The following is a 16876-nucleotide window of genomic DNA, read 5'->3' on the forward strand; positions in this document are numbered from 1 at the left end:
CTCGCTGGCTCCCAACGTTTTCGCTACGGGCTCAAACGTTGGCGATCCCGCGGGAACAGAACCGCCTCACGGATGTTCGGCAGGTCGAGCATCGTCATCACGAGGCGTTCGGCCCCGATGGCCCAGCCCGCGTGGGGCGGCATCCCGTACTTGAACATCTTGGTGTAGTACTCGAAGGCCTCGGGGTCGAGCCCCTGCTGTTCGAAGCCCTCGACGAGGTGGTCGTGGCGGTGTTCACGCTGGCCGCCCGAGACGAGCTCCATCGAGGGGGCCATCATGTCGAACCCAGTCGAGAGCTCGCCGTCGTCGTGGTCCATGATGTAGAACGGCTTGATCTCCGAGGGCCAGTCGGTGATGAAGTAGTGGCCGTCGACGTCCGCGCCGAGCGCGCGCTCGCCCTCGGTGGGCAGGTCGTCGCCCCACTCCAACTGTTCGTCGAGCTCGCCGGTGGCGTTGATCCGCTCGATGGCTTCTTCGTATGTCAGACGGGGGAACGCCTCCTCGGGGGCTTCGAACCCCTCGTAGCCGAGGGTTTCCAACTGTGACTCACAGTTCTCGGCGACGGCCTCGTAGGCCGAGCGAACCACGTGCTCGCAGGCGTCCATCGCCTCCTCGTGGTCGATGAAGGCCGACTCGAAGTCGATCGAGGTGGCCTCGTTGAGGTGGCGGGGCGTGTTGTGCTCCTCGGCCCGGAAGATCGGGCCGATCTCGAAGACGCGCTCAAGCCCGCTCCCGACCATGAGCTGTTTGAACAACTGTGGGGACTGGTTCATGAACGCCTCGCGCCCGAAGTAGGTGATCGGGAAGAGTTCGGTCCCGCCCTCCGTCCCCGTGGCGACGATCTTCGGCGTGGTGATCTCGGTGCCGCCGAGCTCTCGGAAGGCCTCGCGGGCCGCTCTGAGAATCTCGGCGCGGATCTCGAAGATCGCCTTGGCTTCGTCGCGCCGGAGGTCGAGGGTCCGGTTGTCGAGCCGCGTGGGGAGTTCGGCGTCGACCTTCTCGGAGGGGTCGAGCGGGAGTCCCGGCTCGGCAGGGGCGAGGACCTCCACCGACTCGGGCACCACCTCGACGCCCGTCGGCGCGCGTTCCTCCTCCTCGACGGCCCCGGTGACCGAGACGACGCTCTCGCGGCTCACCTCGGTCCCCGTCTCGACGAGGTCGTCGTCCATCGCGTCCTTCTCGAACTTGACCTGGATCTTCCCGGTGCGGTCGCGCACGATCAGGAAGGCGATCCCGCCCAGGTCGCGGATCTCGTGGGCCCAGCCAGCGATCGTCACCGTCTCGCCCGGCTCCGCCGCCGCCGTCTCGGTTCGGTCGTTCATACACGGGATGCGAAGCCGTGGTTGTAAACGCCGTCGGTTTCGACGAATCACCCCGGGGAGTGCGACCCCAGGTGGGCCGAACCCGACCCGTTTTACCCCGCCGAACGGTGTGTTCACCCGTGCCATCCACTGCTCACGGACGCGTCGTCTCCCTCGAATCGCCGAAGGTGGTCGAGACGAATAGTTATAGACTCCCGACGCCGGAACCGGGTGCGGTGCTCACCGAGGTCGTCCGGGCCAACATCTGTGGCTCCGAACTCCACATCTGGTCGGGCAACCACCCGCTCATCACGGACGGAAGCCTCGGCCACGAGGCGCTCTGCCGCGTGGTCGAACTCGGCGACGGCGTGACGACCGACCGTGCCGGGGAACCCATCGAGGTGGGCGACTACATCGCCCCCGCGTACTTCATCACCTGCGGGGAGTGTGCGTACTGTGGCCGGGGCCAGTTCGGCCAGTGTGCGAACGCCTACCGGGAGTGGTCGAAGAACCCGACCCAGCACCCACACTTCACGGGGACGTTCGCGACCCACTACTACGTCAGCCCCGACCAGTACTTCTACCGCGTGCCCGACGGCGTGGGCGACAAGGCCGCCGCGAGCGCGAACTGTGCGCTCTCGCAGGTCCTCTTCGGCTTCGACGAAGTTGGACTGAGTCACGACGACACCGTCGTGGTCCAGGGCGCGGGCGGACTCGGGTTGAACGCGCTCGCCGTCGCGGCCGAGAGCGGTGCCGAGACCATCGTCATCGACGGGGTCGACGAGCGGCTCGACCTGGCGCGGCGGTTCGGTGCCGACCACACCATCGACATGGACGAGTACGGAACCGTCGAGGAACGGGCCGAGCGGGTTCGGGAGCTGACCGACGGGCTCGGTGCGGACGTCGCCGTCGAGGTCACCGGCGTCCCCGACGCGTTCAGCGAGGGGGTCGAGCTGCTCCGAAAGGGCGGGCGCTACCTCGAGATGGGGAACATCGTGCCCGGCGAGACGACCGACTTCGACCCGGGCAAACTCACCCGCAAATCCATCGACATCGTCTCGACGATGCGATACGACCCGTGGTATCTCCGCGAGGCGCTCGAATTCCTGGAAGCCCACGAGGACGACTACCCGTTCGCGGACCTCCTCGACGCCGATTTCGCTCTCGAAGACGTCCAAGAAGCGCTCCAGGCGTCCAACGACCGGAGCGTGACGCGGGGATCGCTGGTTCCCGAACGCGACTGAGCCGCCGACCCAGCCGGAAGGACGTCGACACCTGGTTCTCGACGATCCGAGACGACGATTCCGGTAACGGAAACGACGGGGCGGGTTCGTCCGGGCGTCGCCCACGTTCCCTCGTGCTGACTCCTGTTTTGCCCAGCGAGGCTCGAAGGCGGTCGTTCTGTTAGCTACCGCTCTCCAGCCCGACCACTCGAAACGCGAGCCCACGAACCCGCACCGACCCGGAGCCATCCTCCACGGTCGAACACGCGGTATCGTGGCGAATCCGCAAAAATACCGTGCTTCTTATCTTGATTCGTGCGTAGATATAGATATGGAGAACGATTCAAGATGGTAACTGACGTGGTGGTGGTCGATGGAGGTGGATCCATCGGGGACGCGCTCGCGTCGCGGATCGCGGCCGACGGCGGTGGAGTGATGTTCCTCGCCGAGAACGAACACGCGGTCGAGCGGGCGAGCGATGCGGGGGTCGACGCCCGGACGGTGGACGTGGGTCGGGCGGGCACGTTCGACGACGACGCGATCGAACGGGCCGACGTCGCGCTGGTGGTCTCTCCCGAGGACGGACACAACCTCCTCGTCGGGCAGTTCCTCCGTCTCAGACGGGTGAAGCGCGTGGTCGCGCTGGTGAACGACCCCGCGAACCTCGACGCGTTCGCGGAGGCCGGGATCGAACCGGTCTGTGTCACGGGCACGCTGACCGGCGTGCTCGACGCGCGTCGGCGCGAGCCACGGGCTGCGACGCGCGAGCGCGCGACCGAGACGTCGAGCGAGTCGCACGAGACGGACGAGCCGTCCCGAACTGACGACCGCACGCGACTCAGGTCCGATGGCGGGCGAGTGGAGCCGCACGAATGACGAAGGGGCTCGAACGCGACCTCGGTCTGCCGTCGGTGCTCGCGATCAGCATCGGCGCGATGATCGGGAGCGGGATCTTCATCCTGCCCGCCCTCGCGGTCGACATCGCCGGGCCGGCCGTCGTGCTCGCGTACCTCATCGCCGGCCTGCTGGTGGTGCCGGCGGCGCTCTCGAAGTCCGAGATGGCGACCGCGATGCCCGAATCCGGCGGGACCTACCTTTTCATCGAGCGCGGGATGGGGCCGCTGCTCGGGACGGTCGCCGGGATCGGGACCTGGTTCGCGCTCTCGTTCAAGGGCGCGCTCGCGCTCGTCGGCGGCGTCCCCTACCTTCTCTACCTCTTCGAGGTCCCCCAGTGGATCACGACGCCGCTCGCGCTGACGCTCGCGATTATCCTCGTCGCCGTCAACGTGCTCGGCGCGAAACAGACCGGCCAGCTCCAGGTCGTCATCGTCGGCGTGATGTTGGTCGCGCTCGGCTGGTTCGCGATCGGCGGGCTGCCGTCGGTCTCGCTCACCAACTACGAGGGCTTCTTCGCCAGCGGGACGGGCGGGATCCTCGAAGCCACAGGACTGGTGTTCGTCTCCTACGCGGGCGTGACGAAGGTCGCGAGCGTCGCCGAGGAGATCGAGAACCCCGGACGGAACGTCCCGCTCGGGATCCTCGGCTCGCTCGCGTTCACCACCGTCCTCTACATCCTGATCGTGTTCGTGCTGCTCGGCGTCACCGACCTCGATACGCTCGGGGACACGAGCGCGCCGATGGCGCTCGCCGCGGACGTCGCGCTCGGGCCGATAGGGGTTCTCGCGGTCGTGGTCGCGGCGCTGCTCGCGCTCGTGAGCACCGCCAACGCGGGTGTGCTCTCGTCGTCGCGCTACCCGCTCGCGATGAGTCGGGACAACCTCGCACCGCCCTCGCTGGGCGAGATCAGCGAGCGGTTCAACACCCCGAGCAACTCGATCACGGTCACGGGGGTCGTCCTGCTCCTCCTGATCGCGTTCGTGCCGATCCAGGACATCGCCAAACTCGCGAGCGCGTTCCAGATCCTCGTCTTCGTGCTGGTGAACGTCGCGATCGTCGCGTTCCGTCGCGGTACCATGCCCTACGAACCCACCTTCCACTCGCCGCTGTACCCGTGGATACAAGTCGTGGGCGTGGTCGGCGGGCTCGTGCTGTTGACCCAGATGGGAACCGTTCCGCTGCTCGGTTCGGTGGTCATCACGCTCGCGGGCGTGGCGTGGTACCTCGGCTACGGCCGCCGTCGCGTCGACCGCGACGGGGCGGCCGTCGACGCCGTGCGCCGCGAGGTCGGTCGCCGGAGCGTCGTGCGCACCCGGAACGCCATCGCGCCGGCCGGGGGCTACGAGGCGATGGTCGCGGTTCCCGAGACGACCGACCCGGCCCACGAGCGGGGGCTGATCGGGGTCGCGACCGACCTCGCGCGCGTGCAGGACGGCTCGGTGACGGTGGTCCGGTTCGACGAGGTGGCCGACCAGGTGCCGCTGCCCGCGGCCACCGATCCCTCGGAGGGGGACCTGGCCTTCGAGGAGCGGATCGAGGCGCTCGGAGCCGATTTCGACGTGCCGGTCCGGGCCCACGAGACCGTGAGCCACGACACCCGTCACGCGGTCGCGAACGCCGTCACCGACCGCGACCCCGACGTGCTGGTGCTCGGCTATCGGTCGCGGGGGCTCCGCGACCGGGTGTTCGACTCTGACGCCGACTGGGTGCTCGCCCACACCGACTGTGAGGCGGTCGTCGTGGACGACCCGGAGAACGGGTTCACGAACGTCGAAACCGTGACCGTGCTCACGGACGAGGGTCCGTACGACCCGATGAAGGTGGCGGTCGCCGACGCGGTCGCGATGGCGCACGGCGCGACGGTCCGCTTCGAGTACACCGTCGACGACCGACCCAACGACTCGCGCCAGCGGGCGCTCGCCGACTACCACGAGGCGATCGCCGAGGTGTGTTCGGCACCGGTTCGGACCGGCTTCGTCCGGACGGACGGCGGGAAAGCCGATGCCGACGCCGACGTGTTCGTGGTCGCGGCCGGAAACCGCTCGCTCGTCGCCGAGACCGACCGACCGGTGCTCGTGGTTCGTCCGCGGGGGGTGACACCCACCGGTCGGCTGCAGCGGCTGCTCGAACGCTGGCTGTTGTAGCGCCCGTGGCCAACGACAAGTCCTTTCCCGGCCGCGGCCGCCTACCGGTCGTATGCCGTCCCGTGAACTCGACGAGATGGACCGGTACATCATCTATCGCCTCCAGGGCGACGCCCGAAGCACCTCCGCCGCCCAGATCGCCACCGACTACGGCGTCTCGCCGAGCACGGTTCGCAACCGGATCGCGAGCCTCGAAGCCGACGGCGTGATCCGGGGGAGCCACCTCGACGTCGACTACGAGGTGGCCGGCTATCAGCTGTTCACCCTGATCTTCTGTACCGCGCCGATACCCGAACGCGAACGGCTCGCGCGCGAAGCGCTCACGGTTCCGGGAGTCGTCTCGGCGCGCGAACTCATGACCGGCGAGGAGAACGTCCACGTCGTCGCGGTCGGCCGGGACGGCGACGACCTGAGCCGGATCGGCCGGGACCTCTCGGCGCTCGGGCTCGAGATCGTCGAGGAGGAACTCGTCCACAACGAGTACACCTGTCCGCTCCACTGGTTCGACGAGACGAGCGACCCGGCGGAAGCTTCTGATACGGGCGCGGAATCGGAATCGGAGTAAGGCGATCCCGTCCTCGATTCCGGAGGTCCCCCGTCAGCAGCCGAACTACGACGCGTCGTTCGCGCCCCGAACCGTCTCCCGAACCGCATCACAGCCCGCGTCGTGGACGAGGTCGCCCACGATCACGGTGTCGGCGTGGGTCCCCATCTCGTGGGCCGTCTCGTAGTCGTGGACGCCGCCGCCGTAGAACAGGGTGGCCGAATCCAGCGCGTCGGCCGCGCTCGCGACGATCTCGGGGTCCCCGAAGGTGCCCGAGTACTCGATGTAGATTATCTCCTGGCCGAACATCCGTTCGGCGACCGTGGCGTAGGCCGCGACCTCCTCGGCGTCGAGGTCGCAGTTCGCCTGGGTGTACTCCGCCACCGAGGACTCGGGGTTGAGCACGATGTACGCCTCGGTCCCGGTTCGGTCCCAGTCGATGTCCGAGTCCATCCGGACCCACTCCTTGTGCGCGCCGGTCATCCACGCGATGTCGCCGGCGTTGAACACGATGGGAACGAGATAGCCCGAGAGCTCCTCGGAGTGGACGACGGTCGCCGAGATCCCGGGTTCGACGTACAGCGGGACGTCGTGGGCGGCGCACGCGTCGATCACCGCCTCCATCTTCTCCTCGGTGATACCGGTCGTGCCGCCGATCTCGATGGCGTCGGTGCCGGTCTCACAGACGTCGTCGTAAGTCTCGCCGTCGACGAGGTCCTTGTCGGGGTCGATCTTCACGATGTGGTCCCACTCGTCCCACGGCCCAGTCATACCCGTTCCACGTCCGAGCGCTACCTAAACGCCTTCGATCCCCGAGACGACTCGGGCGGGGTCAGTCGGCCTTCGCCTGCCAGGTTCGGACGCTGTCGGCGCTCACACCCTGGACCTCGGCGGCCACGGTGTCGGCCTCGCTCTCGCGGAGGTCGTCGAGGGTCTCGATGCCCACCGCCGCGAGCTTCTCGACGGTCTTCTCGCCCACGCCGTCGATGTCGACGAGGTCGGCCACCGACTGGCGCGCCTGGTACTCGCGGTAGTTGCAGATCGGACAGCCGAGCTCCCACGGCTCGTCGCCACTGTGGACGACGAGTTCGGGGAGGTCGTGCTCGTCGCAGCGCTCGTCGGTGATCTCGATCTCGCCGCGCCGCGGCAGGGGCAGCGAGTACTCACAGTCGGGGTAGCGGGTACAGCCGACGAGCCGCGAGCCCGTCCTGAGGGTCTTGATCGCGAGTTCGCCGCCCGCTTCGGCGGCTTCGTCGCCTTCGCCTCGCGGCGTCTCCGACGCCGCGCCATCCCCACACTCGGGACACTCACCGATCACCACGTCGGCCTCGGCGTCGGCCTCCTCGGCGGCACACATCGGACAGCCGTGGACGAACGTGCTCCGGCCGTTCAGGATCTTGACCGTCCGAAGATCGTGGTCCTCGCAGGTCTCGTCGAGGATGAGGGGTTTGCCGGAGGAGGGGAGCGGCAGGGTGAACTCGCAGTCGGGATAGCCGTCACAGCCGACGAAGTGCGAGCCGTAGCGGCTCTGTCGAACGAGGAGGTCGGCCCCACACTCGGGACACGGCCCGAGGGTCTTGTCCGCCTTCAGGGACTTCCGGAGGTCGTTTCCGAGTTCCTCGCGCGAGGCGTGGAGCTCCTCGAAGACGGCCGCGAGCATCTCGCGGGACTCCTCGGTGACCTCGTCCAAACTGATCTCGCCGTCGGCGATGGCGGCCATGTCCTTCTCCAGCCGGCTCGTCATCGCTTCGCTCACCACGAGGTCGGCGTACTGCTCGCCGGCGTCCACTACCGCGCGCGCGAGCCGGGTCGGTCGCGGCGGGTCGCTCTCGATGTAGCCCCGGTCGTAGAGCTTCTCGATGGTGTTGTGGCGGGTGGCCTTGGTGCCGATGCCCATCTCCTCCATCCGCTCGATGAGCCTCGACTGGCCGCGCCGACGGGGCGGCTGGGTCTCCTTCTCGTCGAGGCGGACGTCCTCCACTGGCAGCTCCTCGCCCTCGTCGAGGTCCGGGACGTGATTCTCGCTGGTGTTGAAGTAGGGGTAGACGGCGTGGTAGCCCGGCTCGACGAGGCGCTTGCCGTTGGCCTTCAGGCTGTGGTCGCCGACGCGGGCCGTGACCTGGAGGTGTTCCCACTCGGCGGGGTCGGCCACCGTCGCGAGGAACCGCCGGACGACGAGTTCGTAGATCTCGCGTTCGTCGTCGCCGAGCGCCGAGCCCGACGGAAGCTCGCCCGTGGGATGGATCGGCGGGTGGTCGGTAGTCTCCTCGTCGCCCTCAGTAGGGGTACAGTCGCCGTCGAGCAGGTCCTCGGCGTCCTCGCCGAACTCGCGGTGGGTCGAGAGGTCGGAGAGGAGGTCCTCGATGTCGAGGTCGTCGGGGTAGACCGTGTTGTCCGTCCGCGGGTAGGTGATGTAGCCCGAGGTGTAGAGCTCCTCGGCGAGGCTCATCGCGCGGCTCGCCGAGTAACCCAGCGAGCCCGCCGCCCGGATGTACTGGGTGGTGTTGAACGGGTCCGGTGGGTCGTCCGTCCGGGTCCGTCGAGAGACCTTCTCGACGGTCGCCGTGCTCGTCTCCTGAAGCGCTTCGTAGACCGACTCGGCGAGCGACTCGTCCCAGACTCGATCCGTCCCGCGCCCCTCGTTCGCGTCGAAGTACTGGACCTCGAACGCGGCCTCGTCCGTTGCGAGGTCGGCGAAGAGCTCCCAGTAGGTCTCGGGGTCGAAGGCCTCGATCTCGCGCTCGCGATCCACGATGAGCTTGAGGGTGGGGGACTGGACCCGACCAACACTAATGAAGTCCTCGCCGCGCTGTTTCGCCGCCAGCGAGAGGAAGCGCGTGAGCGCCGCCCCCCACACGAGGTCTATCTCCTGGCGGGCTTCCCCTGCGGCCGCGAGGTCGAAGTCGAGGTCTTCGAGGTTCGAGAAGGCTTCCTTGACCTCGCGCTCGGCGAACGACGAGAATCGCGCGCGTTTGACCGGTGCGTCCGAGACGTCCCGGACGAGGTCGTGGGCCTCCTTGCCGATGAGCTCGCCCTCGCGGTCGTAGTCGGTCGCGATCACGACGCCATCGGCGTCGCGGGCGAGCAGGCGGAGCGTGCGGACGATGTTCTCGCGGCTCTCGTGGGGTTCGACCACCACGTCGGCGTCGATGAGTTCCACGGGTTGGACGTCGCGCCAGTTGGCGTACTCGGGCGGGAAGTCGTTCTCGACCACGTGGCCCGAGAGGCCGACACACCGTCGGCCGCCCCACTTGTAGACGTTGACGCCGTTGCGGCGCTCGACGTCCGCCCCGCCGCCGCTCAAGATATCGGCGATGTTGCGCGCCGCGGTCTCCTTCTCGGTGATTATCAGCTCCATCGTGCGCCTCCCCCGTCGATCATTGGGGGACGATAGACCGATACGATAACTAAACCTTTCGGGAAACCGCCCGGGCGCGCACACGGGCCCGCGAACCGGCGACTACCCGAGGTCGAACTGCTCGGCGGCGGTCGTCATGTCCTTGTCACCCCGGCCGCTGAGGTTCACGATAATAGTGTCGTGGTCGGCGGCGACCTCCTTCGCGAGTTGCTGAGACACTCGAGTACTGATGGTCAGGCGTGCTGAATTGGGTGCGAGTCGGTTGTCAGGTTTACAAGTGAGGTACTGACCTGCTCGGTACAGAGTGTATCTCTCGGACCAGTGGTTCAAGAGTTCTGGAGAGTTGTCAGTAGAGGTAGAGCCGCTTTTTTCGTGAATTCTTATGTGTAGAGAGTGTCAGTATTGGCTGTGCTCTCCAGAAGACGGTTCTTGACGACGAGTAGTGTAGGTACAGCAGTTGCGACGTGTGGATGTACTGGCGTGTTCTCAACGGGTGGGCAGGATGTACCCGGTCCACATTTCCCAAGCGGGACACTGTGGGTCTCTAATACCTCGGAATCGGACCTCTCGGTGACGGTCACAACAGTTGATCGCTCATCACCAGCAAAGTTCGAAAAAGTAGTTTCATCGACTGAGATCGAGACTCGGAGAGGGTTCGCCTCAGCCCCGGCTGGAACCACTGTCACACTGAAAGCTCATGTCGAATCGTTCGCTGAGGACGGGATCTCTTACTCGTTTATGCCGGGTGGAGGCGGGTCCGAGGCTGATACTCCACCTCAATACGCCCGACTAAATGTCCCCGGCTCTGACGGCGAGGTCAACTGGCAGTCAAGAGAAGCCAGTAATTAGCTCCAGTCGGACAGTACGTTCCTCACTATACTCGCACGCTTCACTGAAAGTTAGCGTCAGTTTATCGATGGCGAATGGGAGCTACTCCCGTTGCTGACTTCATCCGTATTCAGCACGTTGTTTGTATCATCTATTGAAGGTTCGATGAAGCCAGTGGGATAGGAATCAATCGTCGAGTTCGGCTCGGAGCGCCTGATTCACCGTACCAGGGTCGGCGCTCCCGCCAGTCGCTTGCATCACCTGACCCACGAGGAAGTTGAGCGCGCCGTCCTCGCCGTTCTCGTAGTCCTCGACCGCGTCCGGGTTCTCCTCGACGGCCGTCGAGACCGCCGCCGCCACCTCGTCCTCGTCCGTCCTGCCGAGTTCCTCGCGTTCGACGACCTCGTCCGGGCCGTCGCCGTCGTCGAGCATCGCTCTGAGGACCACTTCCTCGGCGTTCTTCTCGGTGATCTCGCCCTCCTCGGCGAGCTCGATCAGGTGGACGAACTCGTCGAGGCGGCCCTCGATGTCCGCGACGGCCATGTCGCGGTAGTTGAGTTCGCCGAGGAGGGTGTCGGCGACCCACGAGGCCGCCACGTCGGGGTCGAAGCGGTCGGCCACGCGCTCGTAGAAGTCCGCCACCTCCCGGGTGGAGGTGAGCTTTCGCGCTTCCGCGCTGGAGAGGCCGTACTCCGCGCCGAAGCGCTCGCGGCGCGCGTCGGGGAGTTCCGGGATCTCGACCTCCTCGGCCCACTCCGAAACCCGAAGCACTGGCAGATCGGCCTCGGCGAAGTAGCGGTAGTCCTTCTCCTCCTCCTTCGAGCGCATCGAGAGCGTGACCCCTTTACCCTCGTCCCAGTGGCGGGTCTCCTGTTCCACAGTGTGACCACGCTGGAGCGCGTTCTTCTGCCGGCTCGTCTCGTAGGCCAGCGCCTTCTCGGCCCCTCGGTGGCTGGAGATGTTCTTGACCTCCGTGCGGTTGGCCGCCGCGAGCGCCTCGGTGCCGATACTGCCGTCGGCCCCGACCTCCTCGTCGGGCACCAGCGAGATGTTGGCGTCGATCCGGAGCGAGCCGTCGCGCGAGCTGTCGAAGACCCCGAGATACTCGAGGACCTCCGTGAGTTTGGCGAGGAAGGCCCGGACCTCGTTCGGGCTCCGGAAGTCGGGTTCGGTGACGATCTCCATGAGGGGAACCCCGGCGCGGTTGTAGTCGACGCGGGTGTAGTCGGCGGTGTCGATACCGCCGCCGGCGTGCTGGAGGCTCCCCGGGTCCTCTTCGAGGTGAGCACGCTCGATCGCGATGGTGCGTTCTTCGTCCTCGACGGTGACGGTGAGTTCGCCGTCCCGACAGAGCGGCCGGTCGTACTGGGTGATCTGGAAGTTCTTCGGGAGGTCGGGGTAGTAGTAGTTCTTCCGGTGAAAGCGGGTCTCCTCGGGCACGTCGGCGTCGATGGCGGCGGCGAGCTTGAGCGCCCCCTCGACGGCGGCCTCGTTGAGCACCGGGAGCGCGCCGGGCAGCCCGAGGCAGGTCGGACAGGTGTGGGAGTTCGGTTCGCTGTCCTCGAAATCGGTGCTGCAGCCACAGAAGATCTTGCTCTCCGTTTCGAGCTGGACGTGGACCTCGAGGCCGATCACGACGCTGTACTCGCGCGCCTCGACGGCTTGAGCAGTCATTGGAAGCCAGTTCGTCCGCGGCCGCTAAAACGTACCGGGACCGGCGACTCGACCGGCCTCGCCCGACGACCTGTCAATGGTTCGATCTGTGTCTGACGCACGTTTATACCCGTGGAATGACCCGTGACACCATGAGCGGCAATCGCGTCGAGAAGCTCGAATCGCGGGTCGAAGAGCTCGAAGCCTCCGTGAGCGGTCTCACCGAGGAGCTGATGCAGACGAAGGCCCAGCTCGCCGAGGTCGAGGACGAAGACGACTCGACCGACGAGTACATCGAGGCCGGCGTCGGGAGCGTCACGGAGGGCGGGTCGAGCGAGACGAGTGAAACGAACGAGCCGAACGAAGAAGCTAACCCCACGGAGCACGAGACTCAGGACACCGAACCGCCGGAGGCGGACGACATCATCGTGGCGTAGGCCACCCCCGCGAGCACCCCATGCACATCAAAACGCTCGTCTTAGAGAACTTCAAGAGTTTCGGCCGGAAGACACGACTCCCGTTCTACGAGGACTTCACGACCGTGAGCGGCCCGAACGGCTCGGGAAAGTCGAACATCATCGACGCGGTCCTCTTCTGTCTCGGGCTCGCGCGCACCCGCGGGATCCGGGCACAGAAGCTCACGGACCTGATCTACAACCCGAGCCACGACGACGGGCAGGACCCGAGCGGCACCCGCGAGGCCAGCGTCGAGGTCGTGCTCGCCAACGCCGACGAGACCCTCACGCGGGCCGAGGTCGAGAGCGCCGCCGGCACCGACGACGTCGGCGACATCGAGGAGATCACCATCAAGCGGCGGGTCAAACAGACCGACGACAACTACTACTCCTACTACTACCTCAACGGTCGCTCGGTGAACCTCTCGGACATCCAGGACCTCCTCGCACAGGCCGGCATCACGCCCGAGGGCTACAACGTCGTGATGCAGGGCGACGTCACGGGGATCATCAGCATGACCGCGGGCGAGCGCCGCGAGATAATCGACGAGATCGCGGGCGTGGCGGCCTTCGACGCGAAGAAGGAGGACGCCTTCGAGGAACTGGCGGTCGTCGAAGAGCGGATCGACGAGGCCGAACTCCGGATCGCCGAGAAGGAAGACCGGCTCGACCAGCTGCGGGACGAGCGCGAGACCGCGCTCGAATATCAGTCCCTTCGCGAGGAGAAAGAGGAGTACGAGGCCTACCGCAAGGCCGCCGAACTCGAAGAGAAGCGAGCGCAGCTCGCCGAGACCGAGGAGAAGATCGAGGCGCTGGAGGACGACCTCGCCGACCGCCAGACCGAACTCGACGAACGCCAGGGCAGGGTCTCACGGCTCGACAGCGACCTCGACGACCTCAACGAGGAGATCGAGCGGAAGGGCGAGGACGAACAGCTCGCGATCAAACGCGAGATCGAGGAGATCAAGGGCGAGAGGAGCCGGCTGGAGGACAAGATCGACTCGACCGAGGAGCGGATCGCGGACGCCGAATCCGAGCGCCGACAGGCGTTCGTCGAGCTCGACAAGAAACAGGAGGACATCGAGGAGTTCGAGAGCGACATCCGGAGCCTCAAGGTCGAGAAATCGGGTCTCACGGCGGACATCGAGGACGAGGAGGCGAAGCTCGCGGAGGTCGAAGCCGAGATCGAGTCCGTGGACACCGAGTACGACGAGGTGAAGGCCGACCTCGCCGACCGGCGCGAGACGCTCGAACGCGCCAAGAGCGAGAAGAACGAGAGACAGCGCGAGCAGGACCGACTGCTCGACGCCGCCCGGCGGCGCTCGACCGAACAGAGCGAGACGGAGGCCGAGATCGAGGACGCGCGCGAGGAGATCCCCGGGATCAAAGCCGCCATCTCGGACCTCGAGGACGAACTCGAGAAGGCCGAACGCAACGAGGCGAACATCGAGGACGTCGTCTCGGACCTCGCCGAGGAGAAGCGCGAGCGAAAGGACGACCTCGACGAGGTCGAGGACGACCTCCGGGCGGCGAAGGAGGAGTACGCGACCCTCGAATCCAAGAGCGACAGCAGTGGCTCGTCGTACGGCCGCGCGGTCTCGACGGCGCTGAACGCGGGGCTCGACGGGGTTCACGGAACCGTGGCCCAGCTCGGCGGGGTGGCGGGCGAGTACGCGACGGCGTGTGAGACCGCGGCGGGCGGACGGCTCGCGAACGTCGTGGTGAGCGACGACGGGGTCGGCCAGCGCGCGATCGAACACCTCAAATCCCGGAACGCGGGTCGGGCGACCTTCCTGCCGATAACGAAGATGCAGCGCCGGTCGCTGCCGAACCGGCCGAATCGCGAGGGAGTGGTGGACTTCGCGTACAACCTCGTCGACTTCCCCGACGAGTACGCAGGGATCTTCTCGTACGTCCTCGGCAGCACGCTGGTGGTCGAGGACATGGCGACCGCGCGGGACCTGATGGGCGACTACCGGCTGGTGACCGTCGACGGCGACCTGGTCGAGAAGAGCGGCGCGATGACCGGCGGGTCGAAGAGCGGGTCGCGCTACTCCTTCGAGTCCAGCGCGGGCCGGATCGAGCGGGTGGCCGACCGGATCACCGAACTCGAAGAGCAGCGACGCGACGTCCAGGCGGAGGTCCGCGAGATCGAGAGCCGGCTCGACGACGCGCGCGACCGGCGGTCGGCGGCGGCCGACCAGGTCCGGGACATCGAGAGCGAGATCGAACGCAAGGAGCGCGAGCGCGCGGAGGTCGAATCCCGGATCGACTCGCTCGAAGACGACATCGAGGAGATCGAGGACGACCGCGAGGCGGTCGACGCCGAGATGAACGAACTCGAGACCGCCATCGCGGGGTACGACGAGGAGATCGCGACCATCGAGGCGGACATCGAGGAGCTGGAGAGCGAACTCGCCGACTCGGACATCCCGGAGCTCACGAGCGAGGCCGACGAGATCCAGGGGACGATCGACGACCTCGAAGAGCGGATGGACGACCTCGACGGCGAGCTGAACCAGCTCCAGCTCGAAAAGCAGTACGCCGAGAGTTCGATAGCGGACCTCAACGACAAACTCGAGACCGCCCAGAACCGGAAGGCGGAGGCCGAAGAGCGGATCGAGGAGCTCGAAGCCGCCATCGAGGAGCAGGACGAGAAGCTCGAAGAGCGCGAGGCCGCCGTCGAGGACCTAGAGGACGAACTCGCGGACCTCAAGGCCGAGCGCACGGAGCTGAAGGCCGAACTGAAGGAGGCGACGGCGGCGCGCGACGAGCAGCGCGAGGCGGTGAACGAGGTCGAGGGGACGCTCGACGACCGCCGGGAACGCCGCGAGCGCCTCGGCTGGGAGATCGACGAGCTCGAAAGCGTCGTCGGCGAGTACGACCCCGAGGCGATCCCCGACCACGACGAGGTCGAACGCGAGATCGGGCGACTCGAAGGCGAGATGGAGGAGCTGGAGCCGGTGAACATGCTCGCGATCGACGAGTACGACACCGTCGCGGACGACCTCGACGACCTCACCGACAAGAAGGCCACCCTGACCGACGAGCGCGACGGGATCGAAGACCGGATCGACTCCTACGAGGCCCAGAAGAAGGCGACCTTCATGGAGTCCTACGAGGCGATCAACGACCAGTTCGAGTCGATCTTCGAACGGCTCTCGGCCGGTTCCGGAACGCTCCACCTCGAAGACCCCGACGACCCGTTCGAGGGGGGACTGACGATGAAGGCCCAGCCGGGCGACAAGCCCATCCAGCGCCTGGACGCGATGAGCGGCGGCGAGAAGTCCCTGACCGCGCTTGCGTTCATCTTCGCGATCCAGCGCCACAACCCCGCGCCGTTCTACGCGCTCGACGAGGTCGACGCCTTCCTCGACGCCGCGAACGCCGAGCGCGTCGGCGAACTCGTCGACGAACTCGCCAGCGACGCCCAGTTCATCGTCGTGAGTCACCGCTCGGCGATGCTCGAACGCTCCGAACGGGCGATCGGCGTGACGATGCAGGGCGACAACGTCTCCGCGGTGACGGGCATCGACCTCGGTGCGGCGGAGGCCCCGGCGGATGATTGACGCCCCGCCGGAGCGGGCCACCGACGAGGACGAGGTCGAGCCGGTCGAACTCCTCGTGCGGCTGGCCGAGGAGGGCGAGATCGAACCCTGGGACATCGACGTCGTCTCGGTGACGGACGCCTTCCTCGAACGGCTCGACAGCGCGGACCTCAGGACCTCCGGCCGGGCGCTGTTCTACGCCAGCGTCCTCTTGCGGATGAAGAGCGAGGCACTGTTGGAATCCGACGACGAGCCCGACCCCGAATCGGAGATAGAACCGTGGGAGGCGGGCTGGGAGGAACAGCGAGGGGACGGCGAGGACGAGTTCGACTTCGACCCGGTGGCCTCGCTCGAAGCCGAGATGGACCGCCGGCTGGACCGGAAGAACGCCCGCGGGACGCCCGAGACCCTCGACGAGTTGGTGAGAGAGCTCCGGGAGGCCGAACGCGACTCGTGGTGGAAGGAGTCCAGAACCTACGACACCAGCGGCTCGCCCAAGGGGTTCCAGCGCGGCACCCAGACCCTCGATTACCATTCGGACGACGGGCTCCGGGTCGACGACGAACCCACCGAGTCCGACGTCACCGGGACGGCCCACCGCGAGGACATCGAGACCACCATCGCCGACGTCCAGCGCGTGCTCAGAAAGCAGTACGACGCCGGGCGCGACGAGGTGCTCTACACCGAGGTCGAGCTGGCGGGCGGCTCGCGCGTCGAGACGTTCCTCGCCCTGCTCTTTCTCTCCCATCGGGGTCACGTCCGGCTCGAACAGGACGACCTCTTCGGCGACCTGTGGGTCCAGAACCCGGCGGCGACCGGGACCGCCGAGGAAGCGGTCGCCGACTGATTTTCGGGTCTGTTCGGTTCGGAAGACAAAGGTCGTGGATCTGGAGGTGCTCGCATCGAAGTTCGTTCGTGAGCAGGG

The 16876-nt window shown here is 66.8% G+C and carries 11 protein-coding genes and 1 pseudogene; 7 read left to right on the forward strand and 5 right to left on the reverse strand.

What is annotated here, in order from left to right:
- Nucleotides 1-23 precede the first annotated feature (23 nt).
- Nucleotides 24-1322 carry an aspartate--tRNA(Asn) ligase gene (gene aspS, locus C447_RS14620; protein WP_007695263.1) on the reverse strand — a complete coding sequence of 433 codons (1299 nt, stop codon included), beginning with the start codon at nucleotides 1320-1322 and terminating at the stop codon, nucleotides 24-26.
- A gap of 119 nt (nucleotides 1323-1441) precedes the next feature.
- Here aspS and C447_RS14625 point away from each other — a divergent pair, with 119 nt between their 5' ends.
- From C447_RS14625 to C447_RS14640, 4 genes are all read left to right on the forward strand, one after another.
- The gene (locus tag C447_RS14625; RefSeq protein ID WP_237713362.1) at nucleotides 1442-2545 is read left to right on the forward strand and encodes a zinc-binding dehydrogenase; all 1104 of its coding nucleotides are present in this window, start codon (nucleotides 1442-1444) and stop codon (nucleotides 2543-2545) included.
- Nucleotides 2546-2872: 327 nt separating this feature from the next.
- Nucleotides 2873-3400, forward strand: a complete 528-nt coding sequence (locus C447_RS14630) for an NAD-binding protein (RefSeq protein WP_010612177.1) — start codon at nucleotides 2873-2875, stop codon at nucleotides 3398-3400.
- Nucleotides 3397-5565, forward strand: a complete 2169-nt coding sequence (locus C447_RS14635; RefSeq protein WP_007695266.1) for an amino acid permease — start codon at nucleotides 3397-3399, stop codon at nucleotides 5563-5565. Before C447_RS14630 ends, C447_RS14635 begins: the two co-directional genes overlap by 4 nt.
- 52 nt (nucleotides 5566-5617) lie before the next feature.
- Nucleotides 5618-6130, forward strand: coding sequence for an Lrp/AsnC family transcriptional regulator (locus C447_RS14640; RefSeq protein WP_007695268.1), 513 nt, complete (start codon nucleotides 5618-5620; stop codon nucleotides 6128-6130).
- A gap of 45 nt (nucleotides 6131-6175) precedes the next feature.
- On the opposite strand, the gene C447_RS14645 is transcribed toward C447_RS14640, so the two are convergent.
- The 4 genes and pseudogenes from C447_RS14645 to gatB all read right to left on the reverse strand — a co-directional run bounded on the left by C447_RS14645 (nucleotide 6176) and on the right by gatB (nucleotide 11969).
- Nucleotides 6176-6880, reverse strand: coding sequence for a phosphoglycerol geranylgeranyltransferase (locus C447_RS14645; RefSeq protein WP_007695270.1), 705 nt, complete (start codon nucleotides 6878-6880; stop codon nucleotides 6176-6178).
- A gap of 61 nt (nucleotides 6881-6941) precedes the next feature.
- Nucleotides 6942-9467 (reverse strand): DNA topoisomerase I, encoded by a 2526-nt coding sequence (locus C447_RS14650; protein ID WP_007695272.1) that lies wholly within the window; start codon nucleotides 9465-9467, stop codon nucleotides 6942-6944.
- A 102-nt stretch (nucleotides 9468-9569) separates the two neighbouring features.
- Nucleotides 9570-9677: pseudogene (locus C447_RS14655) on the reverse strand (tryptophan synthase subunit beta); the annotation flags it as partial.
- Nucleotides 9678-10481: 804 nt separating this feature from the next.
- Nucleotides 10482-11969 (reverse strand): Asp-tRNA(Asn)/Glu-tRNA(Gln) amidotransferase subunit GatB, encoded by a 1488-nt coding sequence (gene gatB / locus C447_RS14660; protein ID WP_007695274.1) that lies wholly within the window; start codon nucleotides 11967-11969, stop codon nucleotides 10482-10484.
- Nucleotides 11970-12100: 131 nt separating this feature from the next.
- Here gatB and C447_RS14665 point away from each other — a divergent pair, with 131 nt between their 5' ends.
- Genes C447_RS14665 through C447_RS14675 form a run of 3 tightly spaced genes read left to right on the forward strand, consistent with a single transcriptional unit; the run spans nucleotide 12101 to nucleotide 16798 of the window.
- Nucleotides 12101-12385, forward strand: coding sequence for a DUF7518 family protein (locus C447_RS14665; protein ID WP_029601808.1), 285 nt, complete (start codon nucleotides 12101-12103; stop codon nucleotides 12383-12385).
- A 20-nt stretch (nucleotides 12386-12405) separates the two neighbouring features.
- Nucleotides 12406-15972, forward strand: a complete 3567-nt coding sequence (smc, locus tag C447_RS14670) for a chromosome segregation protein SMC (protein WP_007695276.1) — start codon at nucleotides 12406-12408, stop codon at nucleotides 15970-15972.
- Nucleotides 15965-16798, forward strand: a complete 834-nt coding sequence (locus C447_RS14675; protein WP_010612115.1) for a segregation and condensation protein A — start codon at nucleotides 15965-15967, stop codon at nucleotides 16796-16798. Before smc ends, C447_RS14675 begins: the two co-directional genes overlap by 8 nt.
- Nucleotides 16799-16876 lie beyond the last annotated feature (78 nt).

Origin of the sequence: Halococcus hamelinensis 100A6 (assembly GCF_000336675.1) — an archaeon.
In the GTDB taxonomy this organism is placed as follows: Archaea; Halobacteriota; Halobacteria; order Halobacteriales; family Halococcaceae; genus Halococcus; species Halococcus hamelinensis.